Below are 18,428 nucleotides of genomic sequence, written 5' to 3' on the forward strand. Positions count from 1 at the left end.
TCAGGCCTCCGTTCCGGTGCTCTCAGCCGGAGCAGCGGCGGCAGCCTCGGCCTTGGGGGCCTCGGCGGCCGGAGCCGACTGCTGCGGCTTGCGGCCGCGGCCGCCACGCTCGCCACCGCGGCCACCACGGCCGGCCGGGCGGTCGCCAGCGCCGGCGCCACGGGCCGGGCGGTTACCCGCACGGGCAGCGGCGTTCTCGGCGCGGACCTCGGCGATGTTCTTGACGTCGCCCTTGTAGATCCAGACCTTCACGCCGATGCGGCCGAAGGTGGTCTTGGCCTCGAAGAAGCCGTAGTCGACGTTCGCGCGGAGCGTGTGCAGGGGCACACGGCCCTCGCGGTAGAACTCCGAGCGGGACATCTCGGCGCCGCCGAGACGACCGCCGCACTGGATCTTGATGCCCTTGGCGCCGGCCTTCATGGTGCCCTGCATGCTCTTGCGCATGGCACGACGGAAGGAGACGCGGGAGGAGAGCTGCTCGGCAACGGCCTGAGCGACCAGCTGGGCGTCCATCTCGGGGTTCTTGACCTCGAGGATGTTCAGCTGGACCTGCTTGCCCGTGAGCTTCTCGAGGTCGCCGCGGATGCGGTCGGCCTCGGCGCCACGGCGGCCGATGACGATGCCGGGACGCGCGGTGTGGATGTCCACCCGCACGCGGTCACGGGTGCGCTCGATCTCAACCTTCGAGATGCCGGCGCGCTCCATGCCGGACGTCATCATCCGACGGATGGCGACGTCTTCCTTGACGTAGTCCTTGTACAGCTTGTCGGCGTACCAGCGGGACTTGAAGTCCGTGGTGATGCCGAGCCGGAACCCATGCGGGTTAACCTTCTGGCCCATTACCGGGTTCCTTCCTTGCTGCTGACGACCACGGTGATGTGGCTGGTCCGCTTACGGATCCGGTAGGCACGGCCCTGGGCACGCGGACGGAACCGCTTCAGGGTCGGGCCCTCATCGACGAACGCCTCGCTGATGAACAGCGAAGAGGCGTCCGTGTGGTCGTAGTTGTGCGCGGCGTTGGCGATGGCGCTGTCCAGCACCTTGCCAACCGGCACGCTCGCGGCCTGCGGGGCGAAACGCAGGACCGCCTGAGCCTCCGTGGCGTCCATGCCACGGATAAGGTCCACCACGCGGCGGGCCTTCATGGGCGTGACGCGGATGTACCGCGCCTGGGCCCTGGCTTCCATGGTTGTCCTTCCAGTGTCTGTCATGGTCATTCCACCCCGCTACTAGCGGCGCTTCGACTTCCGGTCGTCCTTCACGTGACCCCGGAAGGTGCGCGTCGGCGAGAACTCGCCGAGCTTGTGGCCGACCATCGACTCGGTGACAAACACCGGAATGTGGGTCTTGCCGTTGTGCACCGCGATCGTGTGGCCGAGCATGGCCGGGATGATCATCGAGCGACGGGACCAGGTCTTGATGACGTTCTTGGTACCGGCTTCGTTCTGGGCGTCCACCTTCTTGACGAGGTGGCCGTCGACGAAGGGTCCCTTCTTGAGACTGCGCGGCATCTAAACCCGCTCCTAGCGCTTCTTGTTCGTCTTGCGGCGGCGGACGATGTACTTGTTCGAAGCCTTCTTCGGCGAACGAGTACGACCCTCCTTCTGACCCCACGGGGAGACCGGGTGGCGACCACCGGAGGTCTTGCCCTCACCACCACCGTGCGGGTGGTCGACCGGGTTCATCGCCACACCGCGGACGGTCGGGCGAACGCCCAGCCAGCGCTTACGGCCGGCCTTGCCCCAGTTGATGTTCGACTGCTCGGCGTTGCCGACCTCGCCGATGGTGGCGCGGCAGCGGGCGTCGACGAGACGGATCTCACCGGACGGCATACGAAGGTGGGCCATCGTGCCCTCCTTCGCCAGCAGCTGCACGGAGGCACCGGCCGAGCGGGCGAACTTGGCGCCGCCACCGGGACGGAGCTCGATCGCGTGGATCGTGGTACCGACCGGGATGTTGCGGAGCGCCAGGTTGTTGCCGGGCTTGATGTCAGCGCCCGGGCCGTTCTCGACGCGGTCGCCCTGGGTCAGACCCTTGGGGGCGATGATGTAGCGCTTCTCGCCGTCCACGTAGTGGAGGAGCGCGATGCGCGCGGTGCGGTTGGGGTCGTACTCGATGTGAGCGACCTTGGCCGGCACGCCGTCCTTGTCGTGACGACGGAAGTCGATCACGCGGTAGGCGCGCTTGTGGCCACCGCCCTGGTGACGGACGGTCACACGACCGGTGTTGTTACGGCCGCCCTTGCTGTGCAGGGGGCGGACCAGCGACTTCTCCGGCGTGGACCGCGTGATCTCGACGAAGTCGGCTACGGAGGAGCCGCGACGGCCCGGCGTAGTCGGCTTGTACTTGCGGATTCCCATTTCTCAGTCCTCGTCCGATTCCGGACGATCCAGACCGCCGTTAGGCGGTCGGACCGCCGAAGATGTCGATACGGTTGCCCTCAGCAAGGGTCACGATGGCGCGCTTGGTGTCCTTGCGCTTACCGAAACCGGCCTTGGTGCGCTTGCGCTTGCCCTGGCGGTTGATCGTGTTGACCCCGGTGACCTTGACCGAGAAGACCGCCTCGACGGCCTGCTTGATCTGGGTCTTGTTGGAGCCAGGCGCGACGATGAACGTGTACTTGTTCTCGTCCAGCAGGGCGTAGCTCTTCTCCGAGACGACCGGCTTGACGAGAATGTCGCGCGGGTCCGAGAAGGTCTTGCTGGTGACGACGGCCTCAGTCATCAGGCGTCGCTCCCTTCGGTCTCAGCGGTCTGGGGGCCAGACACGAAGGACTCGAGGGCGGCCTGGGTGAAGACCACGTCGTCGGAGACGATCACGTCGTACGTGTTGAGCTGGCCCGGCTCCAGGATGTGCACCTGGGGCAGGTTACGAGCGGACAGCCACGCGGCCTCGTCGGAGCGCTCGACGACCAGGAGCAGGTTCTTGCGCTCCGAGATCTTGCCGAACAGCGTCTTGGCGGCCTTGGTGGAGATGCCACCCTCGACCACGCCGGTGACGACGTGGATGCGGGAGTGGTTCGCCCGGTCCGACAGGGCACCGCGGAGGGCGGCGGCCTTCATCTTCTTCGGGGTCCGCTGCGAGTAGTCACGCGGCACGGGACCGTGCACGACGCCACCACCGGCGAACTGCGGGGCGCGGGTCGAACCCTGACGGGCGCGGCCGGTGCCCTTCTGGCGGTAAGGCTTCTTGCCACCACCGCGGACTTCGCCACGGGTCTTGGTCTTGTGCGTGCCCTGACGGGCCGCGGCCAGCTGCGCGACGACGACCTGGTGGATCAGCGGGACGCTGACCTTGGCGCCGAAGATCTCCTCGGGGAGCTCGACGGTCCCGGCCTTGTCGCCAGACGGCGAAAGGATGTCAATGGTGCTCATCGGTTCCTCAAACCCCCTTGGCCGCGGTGCGGACCAGGACGAGGCCACCGTTGGGGCCGGGGACGGCGCCCTTGATGAGCAGCAGACCCTTCTCGGCGTCAACGGCGTGGACGGTCAGGTTCTGGGTGGTCACACGCTCGTTGCCCATGCGACCGGCCATGCGCATGCCCTTGAAGACACGGCCCGGGGTGGCGCAGCCACCGATCGAACCGGGCTTGCGGTGCACGCGGTGGGCACCGTGCGAGGCCTTGCCACCACGGAAGTTGTGGCGCTTCATCGCACCGGCGAAGCCCTTGCCCTTGCTCTTGCCGGTGACGTCGACCTTCACGCCGGCCTCGAAGACCTCGGCGGTGATCTCCTGGCCGAGCGTGTACTCGGAGGCGTCAGCGGTGCGGAGCTCCACCAGGTGGCGGCGCGGGGTGACGTCGGCCTTGGCGAAGTGGCCCTTGAGGGGCTTGTTCACCTTGCGCGGGTCGATCTCGCCGAAGGCGATCTGGACCGACTCGTAGCCGTCGACGTCGTTCGTACGGACCTGGGTCACGACATTCGGGCCGGCCTTGACGACGGTCACCGGGACGACCCGGTTGTTCTCGTCCCAGACCTGCGTCATGCCGAGCTTCTCGCCCAGGATGCCCTTGATGTTCTTAGCCATCTCGCGCGTCACCTCAGAGCTTGATCTCGATGTCGACGCCCGCCGGCAGGTCGAGACGCATGAGCGAGTCAACCGTCTTCGGCGTGGGGTCGAGGATGTCGATGAGGCGCTTGTGCGTGCGCATCTCGAAGTGCTCGCGCGAGTCCTTGTACTTGTGCGGCGACTTGATGACGCAGTACACGTTCTTCTCAGTGGGCAGCGGCACCGGGCCCGCGACCGACGCACCAGTGCGGGTCACCGTCTCGACGATCTTCTTCGCCGAGGAGTCGATGACCTCGTGGTCGTAGGCCTTGAGCCGGATGCGGATCTTCTGTCCCGCCATGGCTACTAGTAGTCCTTTGTCTCGTAACGCTCTGGAACCCGCTGCGTTTGCGTTTTGCTCCGACCCACGCGGTCGGGCGTGTCGCGCTCCCTCTACGCAGAAATCCCAGAGGATTTCCCAACCAAGGGGGCACGGTCGCCATGACCGCAGGCCGGGGGCGAAACACCCACCGGGCGCCTGGTCGGCACCCCGCTGACGCTTCCCAGAAGATTCCCGTACGTCCGCTCCTGAGAAGGAGCGACGAGTACTGTGGGACTCGCTTCCGGTCCTCCCGACGGGAGGCGCGCAGCATCGGCACTCAACCGAGCAACCCCGACAGTCTGCCATACGGGGGCTTCCCGCCGCCAATCGGGATCGAAGACTGTACCCCACGTCACGTACGACCATGCGCCGGGGCGCATGCACCGGTCGCGCGCGCCCCGCTCCCCCGTCATCCCAACCGCCGGGCCCGCTCCGTCAGATGCCGGCGCTCGGGCGCGCTGGTGGTGTGCCGGGCCGCCTCGCGGTACGCGCCGGCCGCCCCCTCCCGGTCGCCGAGCAGCTCCAGCAGATGCGCGCGGGTCGCGAGGAGCCGGTGGTTCCGGGCGAGCAGCCGGTCCGCCGCGAGCCCGTCGAGGAGGGCGAGACCGGCCTCGGGGCCGTGGACCATGGCCACGGCCACCGCGCGGTTGAGCGTGACCATGGGGTTCGGTCCGGTGCGCTCCAGGAGCTCGTACAGGGCGAGGATCTGCGGCCAGTCCGTGGCCCCGGCGGACGCGGCCTCGTCGTGCACGGCCGCGATCGCGGCCTGGAGCTGGTACGGGCCGACCCTCCCCCGCGGCAGGGTGCGGCTGATCAGCGCGACGCCCTCGGCGATCAGAGCGCCGTCCCAGCACCCCCGGTCCTGCTCGGTGAGCGGTACGAGTTCCCCGTGCGGGCCCGTGCGGGCCGGCCGCCGGGCGTCGGTGAGCAGCATCAGCGCCAGCAGGCCCGCCGTCTCGGTGTCCTCGGGGACCAGCCGGTGCAGCATCCGGGCGAGCCGGATCGCCTCGGTGGACAGCTCGGGCGCGGTGAGCGCGTCCCCGCCACTGGCCGTGTAGCCCTCGTTGAAGACGAGGTAGAGCACGTGCCGCACCTCGGCGAGGCGGGCGGTGCGGTCCTCGCCCTCGGGCGGCGCGAGGGAGAGGCCGGCGGCCCTGATCGCCTGCTTGGCCCGACTGATGCGCTGCGCCATCGTCGACTCGGGCACCAGGAAGGCGGCGGCGATCTGCGCGGTGGTGAGGCCGCCCACGGCGCGCAGGGTGAGCGCGATCCGGCTGGGCGGCGACAGGTCGGGGTGGCAGCAGAGGAAGAGCAGCGACAGGGAGTCGTCCACGTCGGCGTCCGGGGCGTCGTCGGCGGCGCGGGCGAGGAGCGCGGAGTCCGGGGTGGCGAGGGCGACGGCGTCCTCCCGGCGCCGGCGCGCGGCCTCGCCGCGCACCTGGTCGACGTACCGGCGCCGGGCCACGGTCAGCAGCCACGCGCGCGCGTTGTCGGGGATCCCCTCGTCGGGCCACTGCCGGGCCGCCGCGATCAGGGCCTCCTGGACGGCGTCCTCGCAGAGGTCGAAGTCGCCGTACCGCCGGACGAGCGTGCCGAGGACCTGCGGCGCACAGGCGCGCAGCAGGTCCTCGACGGGGTGGGGGCCGGTCACGCGTCCGCCGCGGACTCGTGCAGGACCGGCCACAGCTCGACGGGCTCGGCGTCCGCGAAGGGCATGTCGGCCGCGATCTGCTGGGCCCGCTCCAGGCTCTCGCAGTCGAGCAGGTAGAAGCTGGCGAGGTACTCCTTGGTCTCCAGGTACGGGCCGTCGGTGACCACGGGGGCCCCGCCCTCGCGGCGCACGAGCTGGGCGGCGGCCGCGTCGGCCAGGCCGTACGCGCCGATCAGCTCGCCGCTCTCCCGGTACTTCCGGTTGAAGGCCTCCTGCCGGGCGATCGCCTCGGGCCAGGCCTCGGCCGGGAAGGAGTCCCACTTGGCCTGGTTGCCGTAGATCATCGCGACGTACTTCATCTCGGGTGTCCTCCCCGTTCCGCCCGCCCCGGTGGCGCGCTGTCACCCTTCGGTCGGAACCAGGATCGGTCCCTCGACATCCGCCCGCACGTTCCGGTGATCTTTTTCCGAGGATCGCTCTCCGCGGCGCCACGGGCGCGCAACCCCCTCGCTCGCCCACCCGTCTTCCAGGGGAACGCCTGAGCGAAGGGCCCTTGCCGTGCACACTCCACTCCGCCGTCGGACGGTTCTCGCCGCCGCCCTCGCGGTCACCGCGGCCGCCGCCGGGTGCTCCGTACCGGATCCGCGCCGGACCGCGCCGACCGCCGATCCGGCGCCCGGCAAGCCGATCGCCTCGGCACGGTCCCGGCAGGCGCTGCTCATGCAGTTCTCCGCGCATCCGGACGACGACCTGTACTTCATGAACCCGGACACGCAGCGGCTGCTCGACGCGGGCGTGTCCCTGGTCTCCGTGTACGTGACGGCGGGCGAGCACACCGGCCGGAACCGGATCGCGGGGATGCCGCAGACTCCCCCGGACCGTGCCGCGTACTCCTCGGCCCGCCACCAGGGCCTGCGCCAGTCGTACGCGGTGGCACTCGGGCTCCCCGCGTTCACGCCGTGGCGGCGGGAGGCGCTGACGCTCCCCGGCGGCCGACGGGCCGAGGCCGACACCCTGGCGCACGGCGGCCGCAGGGTCGAGCTGGTCTTCCTCAACCTGCCGATGCACACGAACCGCCGCTCCATGGCCCTGCCCGCGCTCTGGCACGACCGGGCCCTGGAGCTGCGCACCCATCTGTCGGCCGGCTCCCCCGTGACCCGCGCCGACACCTACGACTACGACCGGCTGGTCGAGGCCCTCGTCGCCCTGCTCCGCCGCCACCGGCCCACGGTCGTGCACACCCTGGACCCGGACCCCGACATCCAGCGGGGCGACGAGGCCACCCGCCAGCGGGACTCCGAGCAGCCGGGCTACTCGGACCACGGCGACCACACGGCGGTCGCCTCCTTCACCTGGGCCGCGCTGTGCCGCTGGGTCACCGACGCGGTCCGGGACGGCGAGCCGATACCGGCGTTCACCACCACCGCCTTCCGGGGCTACTACAACCGCCACTGGCCCAAGAACCTCCCGCCGGAGGCCCTGAAGGAGAAGGCGGCCCGCCTCGTCCCGTACGGCGGTGACCCGTCCTGGCAGTGCGGGAACCCGTCGGGCTGCGGCGACTACGGCGTCGGCGGCGACCGGCCGCTGACCAACCGCAAGGGCTGGGTCCGCTCCACGCACCACCGCTGGCCGGGCCCGGGCCCGGCACTCGCCGCGGAACCGGACGGCCGCCTCGCCGCGTACGGGGTCCTGGGCCTGCGCGCGGTCCGCTGGCGGGAGTCCTCGCCCGGTACCTGGGGCGAGCCGGTGGACCTGGGCGGCGGCCCGCTCGCGCCCGCGCTCGGCTCCGCGGTGCTCGGCGACGGCCGGGTGCTGCTCCTGGGCGTGCGGTTCGCCGCCCTCGACGGGCACGCCGCGGCCAACCGGCGCGAGGTGGTGCTCCTGGAGCAGCGTTCCCCCGGCGGCGGCTTCCTGGCCTGGCGGGGCCTGGGCAACCCGGAGCGCGGAGACGACCGGGGCCGCCGGATCGGCGCCCCGGTGGCGGTGACCGCGCCCGACGGCCGGGTCCACCTCTTCGCACGGAACGCCGACAAGGGCGTCTCGACGCGGGTCCGGGCGGCGGACGGCTCCTGGTCCCCGTGGCGGCGGCTCCCCGGCGACGGCGAGGTCCAGGACGGTCTGGCGGTGTCGCTCGACGCCTCCGGCCGGGTGCACCTGTACGCGGCGGGGCGGGAGTCCGTACGGCACTGGGTGGACGGCGTCCCGCGGTCGGCCCCGCTGCCGCTCTCCGGGTCCACGGTGGCGAGCGCGGGCGGCGCGCTCTACTACCGGGCGCCGGCCGTGGCGCGGCTGACCGGCCCGGACGGCGACGCGGGTCTGGACGGGTACGGGGAGGTGGTCGCGGCGCGGTCCCCGGCGCTCGGGACGGTGCTCCTCGGCACGGACGCGCGGGGCCGGACGGCGCTCAGGGCCGGCGGCCGGCTCCGTACCCGTCCCGGCACGGGACCGGCCGCGCTCCACCTCGGCGCCCGCGGGGCGGTGGTGGTGGGCCTGGGCGCGGACGGCCACCCGTGGAGCTGGCGGCCCTGAGGGTCCGTCCGGACATGCGAGAAGGCCCCGCACCTCTCGGTGTGGGGCCTTCCCTCACTGCTCAGCGGCTCGTGCGAGCCACCAGGTCAGTTCAAGATCAGGCAGTGATCTTGACGACCTGGCCGGCGCCGACGGTCCGGCCACCCTCACGGATGGCGAACTTGAGGCCCTCCTCCATGGCGACGGGCTGGATCAGCTCGACGGACATGGAGGTGTTGTCGCCCGGCATGACCATCTCGGTGCCCTCGGGGAGGGTCACGACGCCGGTCACGTCCGTGGTACGGAAGTAGAACTGCGGGCGGTAGTTGTTGAAGAACGGGGTGTGACGGCCACCCTCGTCCTTCGACAGGATGTAGGCCTGGGCCTCGAAGTTCGTGTGCGGCGTGACCGAACCCGGCTTGATGATGACCTGGCCGCGCTCGACGTCCTCACGCTTGATGCCACGGAGGAGCAGACCGACGTTCTCACCGGCCTGGCCCTCGTCGAGCAGCTTGCGGAACATCTCGATGCCGGTGACCGTGGTGGTGGTCTTCTCGGTCTTGATGCCGATGATGTCGACGGTCTCGTTGACCTTGAGGACACCACGCTCGATACGACCGGTGACGACGGTGCCACGACCGGTGATCGTGAAGACGTCCTCGATCGGCATCAGGAACGGCTTGTCGACGTCACGCTCGGGCTGCGGGATCGACTCGTCGACGGCGTGCATGAGGCCGAGAAGCTTCTCGCCCCACTCCTTGTCGCCCTCGAGCGCCTTGAGCGCCGAGACGCGGACGACCGGCAGGTCGTCGCCCGGGAACTCGTACTCGGAGAGGAGCTCACGGACCTCGAGCTCGACGAGCTCCAGGATCTCCTCGTCGTCCACCATGTCGGCCTTGTTCAGGGCGACGACGATGTACGGAACGCCGACCTGGCGAGCAAGGAGGACGTGCTCCTTGGTCTGCGGCATCGGGCCGTCGGTGGCGGCGACCACGAGGATGGCGCCGTCCATCTGCGCCGCACCCGTGATCATGTTCTTGATGTAGTCAGCGTGACCGGGGCAGTCGACGTGCGCGTAGTGACGCGACTCCGTCTGGTACTCGACGTGCGCGATCGAGATGGTGATACCGCGCTGGCGCTCCTCGGGAGCCTTGTCGATCTGGTCGAAGGCCGAGGCCTCGTTCAGGTCCGGGTACGCGTCGTGCAGCACCTTGGTAATGGCGGCCGTGAGGGTCGTCTTACCGTGGTCGATGTGACCGATGGTACCGATGTTGACGTGCGGCTTAGTCCGCTCGAACTTTGCCTTCGCCACTGAATCCTCCTGCGGAGTGGTTCTGTACGCCTTGCTTCATCGGCGCCAGGTGATCTTTGCTGGGATGCCAGTCGCCGGGGCCCGATCCTCGGGGTTCCGGGGTGAAACCCCGGCGACAGGTGTCAAGCCTAAAGCGTGAACTCGGGAGAGTTACTCGCCCTTGGCCTTCGCGATGATCTCCTCGGCGACGTTCCGCGGAACCTCGGCGTAGGAGTCGAACTGCATCGAGTAGCTTGCGCGACCCGAGGTCTTGCTGCGGAGGTCTCCGACGTAGCCGAACATCTCCGAGAGGGGCACGAGGCCCTTCACGACGCGAGCGCCGCTGCGCTCCTCCATGGCCTGAATCTGGCCACGGCGGGAGTTGATGTCACCGATGACCTCACCCATGTAGTCCTCGGGCGTGACGACCTCGACGGCCATCATCGGCTCAAGGATGACGGGAGAAGCCTTGCGCGCGGCCTCCTTGAAGGCCTGCGAACCGGCGATCTTGAACGCGAGCTCGGAGGAGTCGACCTCGTGGTAGGCACCGTCGAGAAGGATGACGCGGACGCCAGTCATCTCGTAGCCGGCCAGGATGCCGAACTGCATGGCCTCCTGCGCACCCGCGTCGACCGAAGGGATGTACTCCTTCGGGATGCGGCCACCGGTGACCTTGTTCACGAACTCGTAGGAGGCGTCGCCACCCTCGATGGGCTCGATCGCGATCTGCACCTTGGCGAACTGACCGGTACCACCGGTCTGCTTCTTGTGGGTGAAGTCCACGCGCTCGACGGCCTTGCGGATCGTCTCGCGGTACGCGACCTGCGGCTTGCCGACGTTCGCCTCGACCTTGAACTCGCGACGCATGCGGTCGACGAGGATGTCGAGGTGAAGCTCGCCCATGCCACCGATGATGGTCTGGCCGGTCTCCTCGTCCGAGTGGACCTGGAAGGAGGGGTCCTCCTCCGCGAGACGCTGGATGGCGACACCCAGCTTCTCCTGGTCACCCTTGGACTTGGGCTCGATGGCGACCTGGATGACCGGCGCCGGGAAGTCCATGGACTCCAGGATGACCGGGTTCTTGTCGTCGCACAGCGTCTCACCGGTGGTGGTCTGCTTGAGGCCCATGACGGCGACGATGTCGCCGGCGCCCACCGAGTCGATCTCCTCACGCTTGTTCGCGTGCATGCGGTAGATCTTGCCGATGCGCTCCTTCTTGCCCTTGACGGAGTTCAGCACCGCGGTGCCGGCCTCCAGGCGACCGGAGTAGATCCGGACGAAGGTGAGCTTGCCGAGGTGCGGGTCGCTCGCGATCTTGAACGCGAGGGCCGACAGCGGCTCGTCGTCGGACGGCTTGCGCTTCACGACGACCTCGGCGTCCTTGACGTCGTGGCCCTCGATGGCCTCGACGTCCAGGGGCGAGGGGAGGTAACGGACGACAGCGTCGAGCAGGGGCTGAACGCCCTTGTTCTTGAACGCGGTGCCGCAGAAGACGGGGGTGACCGTCTTCTCGCCGTTGCCCTTGCCGGACGCGATGGTGATGCGACGGACAGCCGCGTACAGCTGCTCCTCGGTGGGCTCGACGCCCTCGAGGAAGAGCTCCATGAGCTCCTCGTCGTTCTCCGCGACGGTCTCGACGAGCTTGGCGCGGTACTCCTCGGCCTGCTCGAGCTTGTCCGCCGGGATGTCGACGACGTCGTACATCTCACCCTTGCTGGCCTCGGCGGACCAGACAAGCGCCTTCATGCGGACCAGGTCGATGACGCCCTGGAAGTCCATCTCGGCGCCGATCGGGAGCTGCATGACGATCGGGACGGCGCCGAGGCGGTCCACGATCATGTCGACGCAGCGGAGGAACTCGGCGCCCGTACGGTCGAGCTTGTTGACGAAGCAGATACGCGGGACGCCGTAGCGGTCCGCCTGACGCCAGACAGTCTCGGACTGGGGCTCGACGCCGGCCACACCGTCGAACACGGTGACAGCACCGTCGAGCACGCGCAGCGAACGCTCCACCTCGACGGTGAAGTCGACGTGACCCGGCGTGTCGATGATGTTGATCGTGTGATCGACATTCTCGAGCGGCCAGTGGCAGGTCGTCGCGGCAGACGTGATCGTGATGCCGCGCTCCTGCTCCTGCTCCATCCAGTCCATCGTGGCAGCGCCGTCGTGGACTTCACCGATCTTGTACGAGACACCGGTGTAGAACAGGATCCGCTCGGTGGTGGTCGTCTTGCCCGCGTCGATGTGAGCCATGATGCCGATGTTGCGCACCTTGGCAAGGTCAAGCGAAGTGGTAGCCATATCGGCTCAGTCTTCTCTCGGTCTCGATGTGGGTTGCGACTACCAGCGGTAGTGCGCGAAGGCCTTGTTGGACTCGGCCATCTTGTGCGTGTCCTCGCGCTTCTTGACCGCAGCGCCCAGGCCGTTCGAGGCGTCCAGGAGCTCGTTCATGAGGCGCTCGGTCATGGTCTTCTCGCGACGGGCGCGGGAGTAACCGACGAGCCAGCGGAGGGCCAGCGTGGACGCGCGGCCCGGCTTGACCTCGATCGGCACCTGGTAGGTGGCGCCACCGACACGGCGGGACTTGACCTCAAGAGCCGGCTTGACGTTCTCAAGAGCGCGCTTCAGCGTGATGACCGGGTCAGCACCGGTCTTCTCGCGGAGGCCCTCCATGGCGCCGTAGACGATGCGCTCGGCGGTGGAGCGCTTGCCGTCCAGCAGGATCTTGTTGATCAGCGAGGTGACAAGAGGAGAGGCGTAGACCGGGTCGATGATGACCGGGCGCTTCGGGGCGGGGCCCTTACGAGGCATTCTTACTTCTCCTTCTTGGCGCCGTAGCGGCTGCGAGCCTGCTTACGGTTCTTGACGCCCTGCGTGTCGAGGGAACCACGGATGATCTTGTAGCGAACACCCGGCAGGTCCTTCACGCGGCCACCGCGGACGAGCACGATCGAGTGCTCCTGCAGGTTGTGGCCCTCACCCGGGATGTAGGCCGTGACCTCGATGCCGGAGGTCAGACGCACACGCGCGACCTTACGGAGGGCCGAGTTCGGCTTCTTCGGGGTGGTCGTGAACACACGCGTGCAGACGCCGCGACGCTGAGGGGAACCCTCGAGTGCGGGCGTCTTGTTCTTCTCGACCTTGTCCTGCCGGCCCTTACGGACCAGCTGCTGGATCGTAGGCACTACTTCTCCGGTTTCTGTGTGCCGTCGGTGAAACTAACCTGGAACATTCGCCGACCCACGCGGTCGGGTGTGTCGAATCTCGCGCACCCCCGCCAAAGGCGGAAAAGGCGCGGATCGCGGTGGCCGATATATGACTCACCGTGCGGCTGATGACACGCACGGGAGCCCAGGCACACCCCAGGCACAAGGCATGAGCGTACCTACCGCATGGACTCCGGTCAAAACAAATGCCCACGCGCACGCGGTCCCGGCCGCGACGGGCCGGGACCAGGGCGAACGGCGATCAGTCCCGGGCCGTCCGACGGGGCTCGGGCGCCTCGCCGGCGGCCGCGTCGTCGGCATCGGGCTCCAGGAACTGGTTGACGACCTTGACGAAGACGCCCATGCGCTCGTCGGGCACGCCCAGCCAGCGGGCGAAGTCCTCCATGGAGGGCTGCCAGTCGGTCGGCGGCAGCAGGTCCGCCGCCATCGGAAGCTCCTCCGGGGTCACGCGGCCGGACCGGATGAGCATGTCGCGGACGGAGACGCCGAGCAGCGGCGCGATCCGGCGCATGGTCTCCAGGTCGGGCATGCTCTGGCGCTGCAGCAGGCGCGTGACGGCGGCGCGGTGGACCCCGGCCTCGTCCGCGATCCGGGACTTGCCGCCGCCGCGCGGGCTGTCGATGTCGTAGCCGCGCTCTCTCATCAGGCCTTCGACCCAGCCTGCGAACTCGTCGAGCCCTTGAGTGCTCATGGTGTACCGCTCCTCGCTCCCCACCCTCCGGATCCCATACCTTAGCGTGCTTGCGCGCACGGAATTACGTGCTTTCGGGCACGCAATCGTGTCGAATCGGTGAAGGGACGAGGAAGGGGCCCTCGGTTTTTGTTGCGCGCTCGCACGCAACGTGTAAGTCTGGCTCGCCGCCGCACTCGTCGGCCCCCTGAGCCCCAGGGGCCCCACCGGCCCCATGGAAGGCCCCGGTGGCCCCGGACCGTGGAGAACCCCTTGTTCCGTCCCGACCCGTCCCCCTGGCAGGCCTCCGCCGCGTGCGCCGGCCTCTCCCCGTCCGTCGTCTTCGCCCGCCGCGCCAAGGAGGCCGCCCCGGCCCTGCGGGCCTGTGCCGCCTGCCCCGTGCGCGGCGAGTGCGAGACGGCGGTGGCCCCGGCCGAGAGCTACTTCGACGGCGTCTGCGCGGGCCGCCTCTGGCGCAACGGGCGCCCGGCGGACGCCCGGCGCGTGGCGAAGGCCCTCGCGACCACGGGAAGCGGCCGCCGTGACTGACCGCACCCCCCGCACCGCCACTCCGGCCCCGGCCGACCACACACCCGGCACCGCCGCACCCACCCCGGCCGACCACACACCCGGCACCGCCGCACCCACCCCGGCCGACCACACACCCGGCACCGCCGCACCCGCCCCGGCCGACCACACACCCGGCACCGCCGCCCCCGCCCCGGCCGACCACACACCCGGCACCGCCGCCCCCGCCCCCGCCGACCGCACACCCGGCACCGCCCCCGCCCCGGCCGGCCGCACCCCCCGCCCGACGCCGGCCCCCGAGTCCCCCGGGCCCGCCGCGCCCCTCGGCGCCGCCGCTCCCGACCCCGCCGTCGCGCTCGTGGTGCGGGACGTCGCCCTCTGGACCGCCTCCCTGGTACGGCAGTTCCCCGAGCTCGCCGAGGAGCTCGCGCCCGGGCGGCGCGGGCCCGCCGGGACCGCCCCCGCCCCCTCTCCCGCCGGCCGCGACGAGCTGATCCGCGAGGAGCGCCGGGAGGCGCTGCTGCTCCAGCAGCGGCACGGCCTCTCGGTCCCCGGCCACGGTGCCGCCCCGATCCGGCTGCACGTCTCCGACGCCATCCGGGACATCACCGACGGGGTGGTGGAGCTGGAGGAGGCGGTGTGCGCCCGGCTCGCGCTGCCGCGCCCGCCCCGCGCCGGGGTGATCGACCGGCTGCGGCGGCTCGTGGGTCTCCTCGACCGGATCGCCGGCCACCCGGACCTGGCCCGGCACGTGCGGGACGAGATCCGCCGGATGGCCCGGCGCTGTGCCCGGACGCTCGGCGACGCGGAGACCGTCGTGCGGGTCTCGGGCCGCTGCCCCTGGTGCGACTCGGTGTCGCTGCGGGCGTTCCCCGACCGGCGCGCGGTGCTGTGCGTGAACCCGGCCTGCGTGTGCACGGACGAGGTGTGCGGCTGCCAGGACGACCCGGCCTACCGTCACCTGTGGACGGAGGACCGGTGGGAGGAGCTGTCGGAGGCGTCGGGGACCCGTACCGACGAGATCGAGGCGGCGATGGACGACCCGAAGGAGACCTCGTGCTGAGCTCGCCCGCACTGCCCACGCTGGTCCCCGGCCCGCTGGCCGCCGAGGAGGCGGGCGTGGCGCCCGCGACGATCCGCAAGTGGGTCCAGCTCGGTCATCTGCGGGCGGCGGGCCGGGCCGGGCGGGCGCAGCTCTTCCGCCTGGAGGACGTGTTCGCGGCGGAGCGGCTGGCCCGTCGCCGCCCCCGTACCGCCTGACCCTCCGCCCCCTCAAGAGAAGCGCCCCGCGTCCCTCCCGGACGCGGGGCGCTTCGTCATGCCGCCAGGAAGCGCCGGAGCGAGTCGGCGAGGGCGGTGGCGAAGCGCTCGCGGGTCTCCTCGGGGACGCGGTCGAGGGAGAGGTACGGGTTGAGGTCCTCCAGTTCGACGAGGAGCAGCTCGCCGCCGGGGGCGCGGCAGGCGTCGACGCGCTGGACGCCGTGGTCGAGGGTGTTCCAGTCGATGAAGCGGCGGGCGAACGCGAGGTCGTCGGCGGTGGGTTCGTACGGCTCCAGGATCCAGCGGCGCTCGGGGTCGGGGGCGTACAGGGCGTACTGGAAGAGGTCGTCGACGAAGTAGAAGGAGACCTCGTACCGGAAGTCGACGCGCGGCTGGACGAGGATCTCGCCGTAGGCGAGGCCGGCGAGGTCGTCGTACGGGAGGAAGCGCAGTCCTATGGAGTCGGCGCCGGCCTTGGGCTTGACGGCGTAGCGCTCGGCGGCGGGGAGGCGGGGGAGGTCCTCGGCGCGGTCGACGGTGGGGATGACGGGGTGTCCGGCGGCCGTCAGGTCGAGGAGGTACTGCTTGCCGGCCATGTCGCCGCGGCCGTGGAGGGGGTTGTAGACGCGGGTGCCGGCGGCCAGGGCCCGCTCGCGGAAGGCCTCGTACTCCTTCGGGTAGCCGAGGACGGGGCCGCTGTTGCGGACGACGACGGCGTCGAAGCCGTCCATGAGGGCGGCGGCGTCGAGCGGGTGGCAGAGCGCCAGGTCGAAGGAGGCGCGGAGCCGGGCGGTGAGCTGGACGTCCTCGTCGCCGTAGCGGCGGCCCCGGGCCGGGTAGGCGAGGTCGGTCACGTAGAGCAGGCGGGGGCGGGCGGACACGGGGCGGCTCCTGGGTCGGGGCCGCTCAACCTATCGGGGCCGGCGCGGGGCGGCCATGGGCGACCGGTGCGCGCCGGGGAGGGCGGCCATCGGCCCGGTGCGGGCCCGGTGCGGGCCCGGGGAGGGCCCGGGGAGGGCGGTCGTCGGCCCAGTGCGGGCCCGGTGCGGGCCCGGGGAGGGCCCGGGGAGGGCGGTCGTCGGCCCAGTGCGGGCCCGGTGCGGGCCCGGGGAAGGCGGCCGTCGGCCCGGTGCGGGCCCGGTGCGGGCGGCCCGGGGGCGGTCGTTCCCGAGGACCGGGGGAATCAGATCCAGAACTAGTTGCGTGCGCGCACGCTCCCTGTCACAGTTGGTGCAGCGGCGGAGCTGCGCCCGCAGGTCGGGACGCGGCTCCGCCGCCGCCGTCCGGGAGGCGCTCCGCGCCCCCGCCCCTCCCCCGCGTCGAGCGCCCCGGACGGCCCCCGCACCACCCGTCCCGCCTCCCCTTCTCCCGAGGAGAACCGTCATGACCACTCCCCCGAGTGCGTTCCCGGACGTCGAGAAGCTGGTCGTCGACGTCCTCAAGGCCGACCCGGCGCTGGCCGGCGTCACGGTCGCCGTCCAGGCGCCGGCCGGTTTCGACGGCACGCAGAACGCCGTCCTGGTGAACCGCCGCGGCGGCGCCTGGATCGGCGACCTGCACGTCGACAAGCCGCTGATCGAGTTCGAGGTGTACGGGCCGACCAAGAACGCGGCCCACGTCCTCGCGAACGCCGCCCGGCGCGCCCTGCTCGCCACCATCGGCAAGCAGCTCGGCGCCACCTTCGTCAGCGACGTCGAGGAGCAGGACGGGCCGCGCTGGATGCCCGACTACCTCTACCGGGGCGCCAACCGCTACCTCAGCGTCATCCAGCTCTCGCTGAACGTCTTCTAGCCACCCGGCTCCAGGACGTCGCCCAGCGACCCACAGACCAGGCCTCGCCGTCCGGCGGGGCCTTTGCCGTACCCGGACCGCGCGTGCGGGCACGGCCAGCCCTCATCACCCAAGGAGACACCACCATGGCAGGAAACAACTCCGCCGAGATCCGCGTCGCAGGCACCGGCAAGCTCTACGTCGCCGACGCCGGCACCTCCCTCCCCGCCACCTTCGGCACGGACCCCGTGGCCGACTGGACCGGCGCGGGCTGGAAGGACCTCGGCTTCACCTCCGGCGACGGCGTCACGTTCTCGAAGAAGGACAAGCTGGAGGCCATCGACTCGTGGCAGTCGGTCTCCCCGGTCCACTACATCTACTCGAGCCGTGACCTGTCGCTGAAGTTCTCGCTGCTCCAGTTCAACGAGGACACGCTGCCGTTCTTCATGGGCGGCGACGCGGTGAAGGCCGAGCCGACCCCGGCGGTCGACACCTACCGCTACGAGATCGCCGAGCGTCCGTTCGCGGACGTCCGCGCCCTCGGCCTGGAGTTCACCGACGTCAAGGCCGGTGGCACCACCCCGGTGAAGTACCGCTTCATCATCCCGCGCGGCCAGGTCACGGCCACCGACGACATCAAGCTGGCCCGCAAGGCGGCCTCCCAGCTCGGTGTCACCTTCACCGCCATGTCGAAGGGCGACGGCAAGCCGCTGGCGACCTTCCTCATGAAGGACAGCCAGTACTCCGCGACCGTCTGATCCTTCTCCACCCGGGGCGGGACGGCGGTCCGCCGTCCCGCCCCGCCCCTCTCCTCTTCACCCACACGAACAAGGAGCACGCATCACCATGGCCCGTTTCGACGTCAACGCCGCCCGCGCCCAGCGACTGGAGGCCCACGGCCGCACCTGGTCCTTCGAGCTGGACGGCGAGTCCTACACGCTGCCCACCGAGCTGTCCCGCAAGACCGCGAAGGCGCTGCGGAAGCTCGACGACAACGACGTGGACGGTCTGCTCGAACTCCTGATGGGTGAGGAGCAGTACGTCCGCTTCGAGGAGCACGACCTCACGATGCAGGACATCGCCGCCATCCTGGAGGCCTACGGCAAGGAGACCGGGCTCGGCCTGGGGGAAGACTGAGCCTCGTCGAGTTCGTC

At 70.5% G+C, this 18,428-nt stretch carries 23 protein-coding genes; 7 read left to right on the forward strand and 16 right to left on the reverse strand.

The genetic code is table 11. The features are described from left to right. The 10 genes from rpsC to ABTY59_RS02590 all read right to left on the reverse strand — a co-directional run bounded on the left by rpsC (position 1) and on the right by ABTY59_RS02590 (position 6,379). A complete protein-coding gene (gene rpsC, locus ABTY59_RS02545) occupies positions 1-840 on the reverse strand; it encodes a 30S ribosomal protein S3 (RefSeq protein WP_015035579.1) in 840 nt (279 codons plus the stop codon). After that, complete coding sequence (rplV, locus tag ABTY59_RS02550) at positions 840-1,187, reverse strand: 50S ribosomal protein L22 (RefSeq protein WP_030359020.1); 348 nt, start codon at positions 1,185-1,187, stop codon at positions 840-842. The genes rpsC and rplV overlap by 1 nt, the downstream gene beginning before the upstream one ends. 42 nt (positions 1,188-1,229) lie before the next feature. After that, positions 1,230-1,511, reverse strand: a complete 282-nt coding sequence (gene rpsS, locus ABTY59_RS02555; protein ID WP_015035577.1) for a 30S ribosomal protein S19 — start codon at positions 1,509-1,511, stop codon at positions 1,230-1,232. A gap of 12 nt (positions 1,512-1,523) precedes the next feature. Further along, positions 1,524-2,360, reverse strand: a complete 837-nt coding sequence (gene rplB, locus ABTY59_RS02560) for a 50S ribosomal protein L2 (RefSeq protein WP_030208986.1) — start codon at positions 2,358-2,360, stop codon at positions 1,524-1,526. A gap of 40 nt (positions 2,361-2,400) precedes the next feature. Continuing rightward, positions 2,401-2,724 (reverse strand): 50S ribosomal protein L23, encoded by a 324-nt coding sequence (gene rplW, locus ABTY59_RS02565; protein ID WP_024755407.1) that lies wholly within the window; start codon positions 2,722-2,724, stop codon positions 2,401-2,403. Then, positions 2,724-3,374, reverse strand: a complete 651-nt coding sequence (gene rplD, locus ABTY59_RS02570; RefSeq protein ID WP_189800378.1) for a 50S ribosomal protein L4 — start codon at positions 3,372-3,374, stop codon at positions 2,724-2,726. Before rplD ends, rplW begins: the two co-directional genes overlap by 1 nt. Positions 3,375-3,381: 7 nt before the next feature. Continuing rightward, positions 3,382-4,026 (reverse strand): 50S ribosomal protein L3, encoded by a 645-nt coding sequence (gene rplC / locus ABTY59_RS02575; RefSeq protein ID WP_030687820.1) that lies wholly within the window; start codon positions 4,024-4,026, stop codon positions 3,382-3,384. A gap of 13 nt (positions 4,027-4,039) precedes the next feature. Beyond that, a complete protein-coding gene (gene rpsJ, locus ABTY59_RS02580) occupies positions 4,040-4,348 on the reverse strand; it encodes a 30S ribosomal protein S10 (protein ID WP_003948644.1) in 309 nt (102 codons plus the stop codon). 430 nt (positions 4,349-4,778) lie between these two features. After that, positions 4,779-6,020, reverse strand: coding sequence for an RNA polymerase sigma factor (locus ABTY59_RS02585; protein WP_352017041.1), 1,242 nt, complete (start codon positions 6,018-6,020; stop codon positions 4,779-4,781). Then, positions 6,017-6,379, reverse strand: coding sequence for a YciI family protein (locus tag ABTY59_RS02590; RefSeq protein ID WP_352017042.1), 363 nt, complete (start codon positions 6,377-6,379; stop codon positions 6,017-6,019). The genes ABTY59_RS02585 and ABTY59_RS02590 overlap by 4 nt, the downstream gene beginning before the upstream one ends. 199 nt (positions 6,380-6,578) lie before the next feature. Here ABTY59_RS02590 and ABTY59_RS02595 point away from each other — a divergent pair, with 199 nt between their 5' ends. Beyond that, positions 6,579-8,549, forward strand: a complete 1,971-nt coding sequence (locus ABTY59_RS02595) for a PIG-L family deacetylase (RefSeq protein ID WP_352017043.1) — start codon at positions 6,579-6,581, stop codon at positions 8,547-8,549. 97 nt (positions 8,550-8,646) lie between these two features. On the opposite strand, the gene tuf is transcribed toward ABTY59_RS02595, so the two are convergent. The 5 genes from tuf to ABTY59_RS02620 form a co-directional block, all read right to left on the reverse strand. Next, on the reverse strand, positions 8,647-9,840 hold the full coding sequence (gene tuf / locus ABTY59_RS02600; protein ID WP_352017044.1) for an elongation factor Tu: 1,194 nt from the start codon (positions 9,838-9,840) through the stop codon (positions 8,647-8,649). A gap of 150 nt (positions 9,841-9,990) precedes the next feature. Beyond that, the gene (fusA, locus tag ABTY59_RS02605; protein ID WP_190101712.1) at positions 9,991-12,120 is read right to left on the reverse strand and encodes an elongation factor G; all 2,130 of its coding nucleotides are present in this window, start codon (positions 12,118-12,120) and stop codon (positions 9,991-9,993) included. Positions 12,121-12,159: 39 nt separating this feature from the next. Next, positions 12,160-12,630, reverse strand: a complete 471-nt coding sequence (rpsG, locus tag ABTY59_RS02610) for a 30S ribosomal protein S7 (protein ID WP_351213415.1) — start codon at positions 12,628-12,630, stop codon at positions 12,160-12,162. Between the two features lie 2 nt (positions 12,631-12,632). Continuing rightward, the gene (rpsL, locus tag ABTY59_RS02615) at positions 12,633-13,004 is read right to left on the reverse strand and encodes a 30S ribosomal protein S12 (protein ID WP_003948652.1); all 372 of its coding nucleotides are present in this window, start codon (positions 13,002-13,004) and stop codon (positions 12,633-12,635) included. A gap of 283 nt (positions 13,005-13,287) precedes the next feature. After that, positions 13,288-13,737 (reverse strand): helix-turn-helix domain-containing protein, encoded by a 450-nt coding sequence (locus tag ABTY59_RS02620; RefSeq protein ID WP_352017045.1) that lies wholly within the window; start codon positions 13,735-13,737, stop codon positions 13,288-13,290. A 252-nt stretch (positions 13,738-13,989) separates the two neighbouring features. Here ABTY59_RS02620 and ABTY59_RS02625 point away from each other — a divergent pair, with 252 nt between their 5' ends. Genes ABTY59_RS02625 through ABTY59_RS02635 form a run of 3 tightly spaced genes read left to right on the forward strand, consistent with a single transcriptional unit; the run spans position 13,990 to position 15,504 of the window. Continuing rightward, positions 13,990-14,265 carry a WhiB family transcriptional regulator gene (locus ABTY59_RS02625; RefSeq protein ID WP_352017046.1) on the forward strand — a complete coding sequence of 92 codons (276 nt, stop codon included), beginning with the start codon at positions 13,990-13,992 and terminating at the stop codon, positions 14,263-14,265. Next, a complete protein-coding gene (locus ABTY59_RS02630) occupies positions 14,258-15,307 on the forward strand; it encodes a hypothetical protein (protein ID WP_502995326.1) in 1,050 nt (349 codons plus the stop codon). Before ABTY59_RS02625 ends, ABTY59_RS02630 begins: the two co-directional genes overlap by 8 nt. Further along, positions 15,301-15,504 carry a MerR family transcriptional regulator gene (locus ABTY59_RS02635; protein WP_030687838.1) on the forward strand — a complete coding sequence of 68 codons (204 nt, stop codon included), beginning with the start codon at positions 15,301-15,303 and terminating at the stop codon, positions 15,502-15,504. The genes ABTY59_RS02630 and ABTY59_RS02635 overlap by 7 nt, the downstream gene beginning before the upstream one ends. Positions 15,505-15,560: 56 nt before the next feature. Here the strand turns inward: ABTY59_RS02635 and ABTY59_RS02640 are convergent, their stop codons facing one another. Next, entirely contained in the window at positions 15,561-16,385 is an 825-nt protein-coding gene (locus tag ABTY59_RS02640) for an ATP-grasp domain-containing protein (RefSeq protein ID WP_352017047.1), read from the reverse strand. Positions 16,386-16,887: 502 nt separating this feature from the next. Here ABTY59_RS02640 and ABTY59_RS02645 point away from each other — a divergent pair. From ABTY59_RS02645 to ABTY59_RS02655, 3 genes are all read left to right on the forward strand, one after another. Further along, a complete protein-coding gene (locus tag ABTY59_RS02645; protein ID WP_352017048.1) occupies positions 16,888-17,295 on the forward strand; it encodes a phage tail termination protein in 408 nt (135 codons plus the stop codon). A 125-nt stretch (positions 17,296-17,420) separates the two neighbouring features. Next, the gene (locus ABTY59_RS02650) at positions 17,421-18,032 is read left to right on the forward strand and encodes a phage tail tube protein (protein WP_352017049.1); all 612 of its coding nucleotides are present in this window, start codon (positions 17,421-17,423) and stop codon (positions 18,030-18,032) included. An 88-nt stretch (positions 18,033-18,120) separates the two neighbouring features. After that, entirely contained in the window at positions 18,121-18,411 is a 291-nt protein-coding gene (locus tag ABTY59_RS02655) for a hypothetical protein (RefSeq protein ID WP_030687847.1), read from the forward strand. Positions 18,412-18,428: the final 17 nt, after the last annotated feature.

This window comes from Streptomyces sp. NPDC096079 (assembly GCF_040303145.1).
GTDB lineage: Bacteria > Actinomycetota > Actinomycetes > Streptomycetales > Streptomycetaceae > Streptomyces.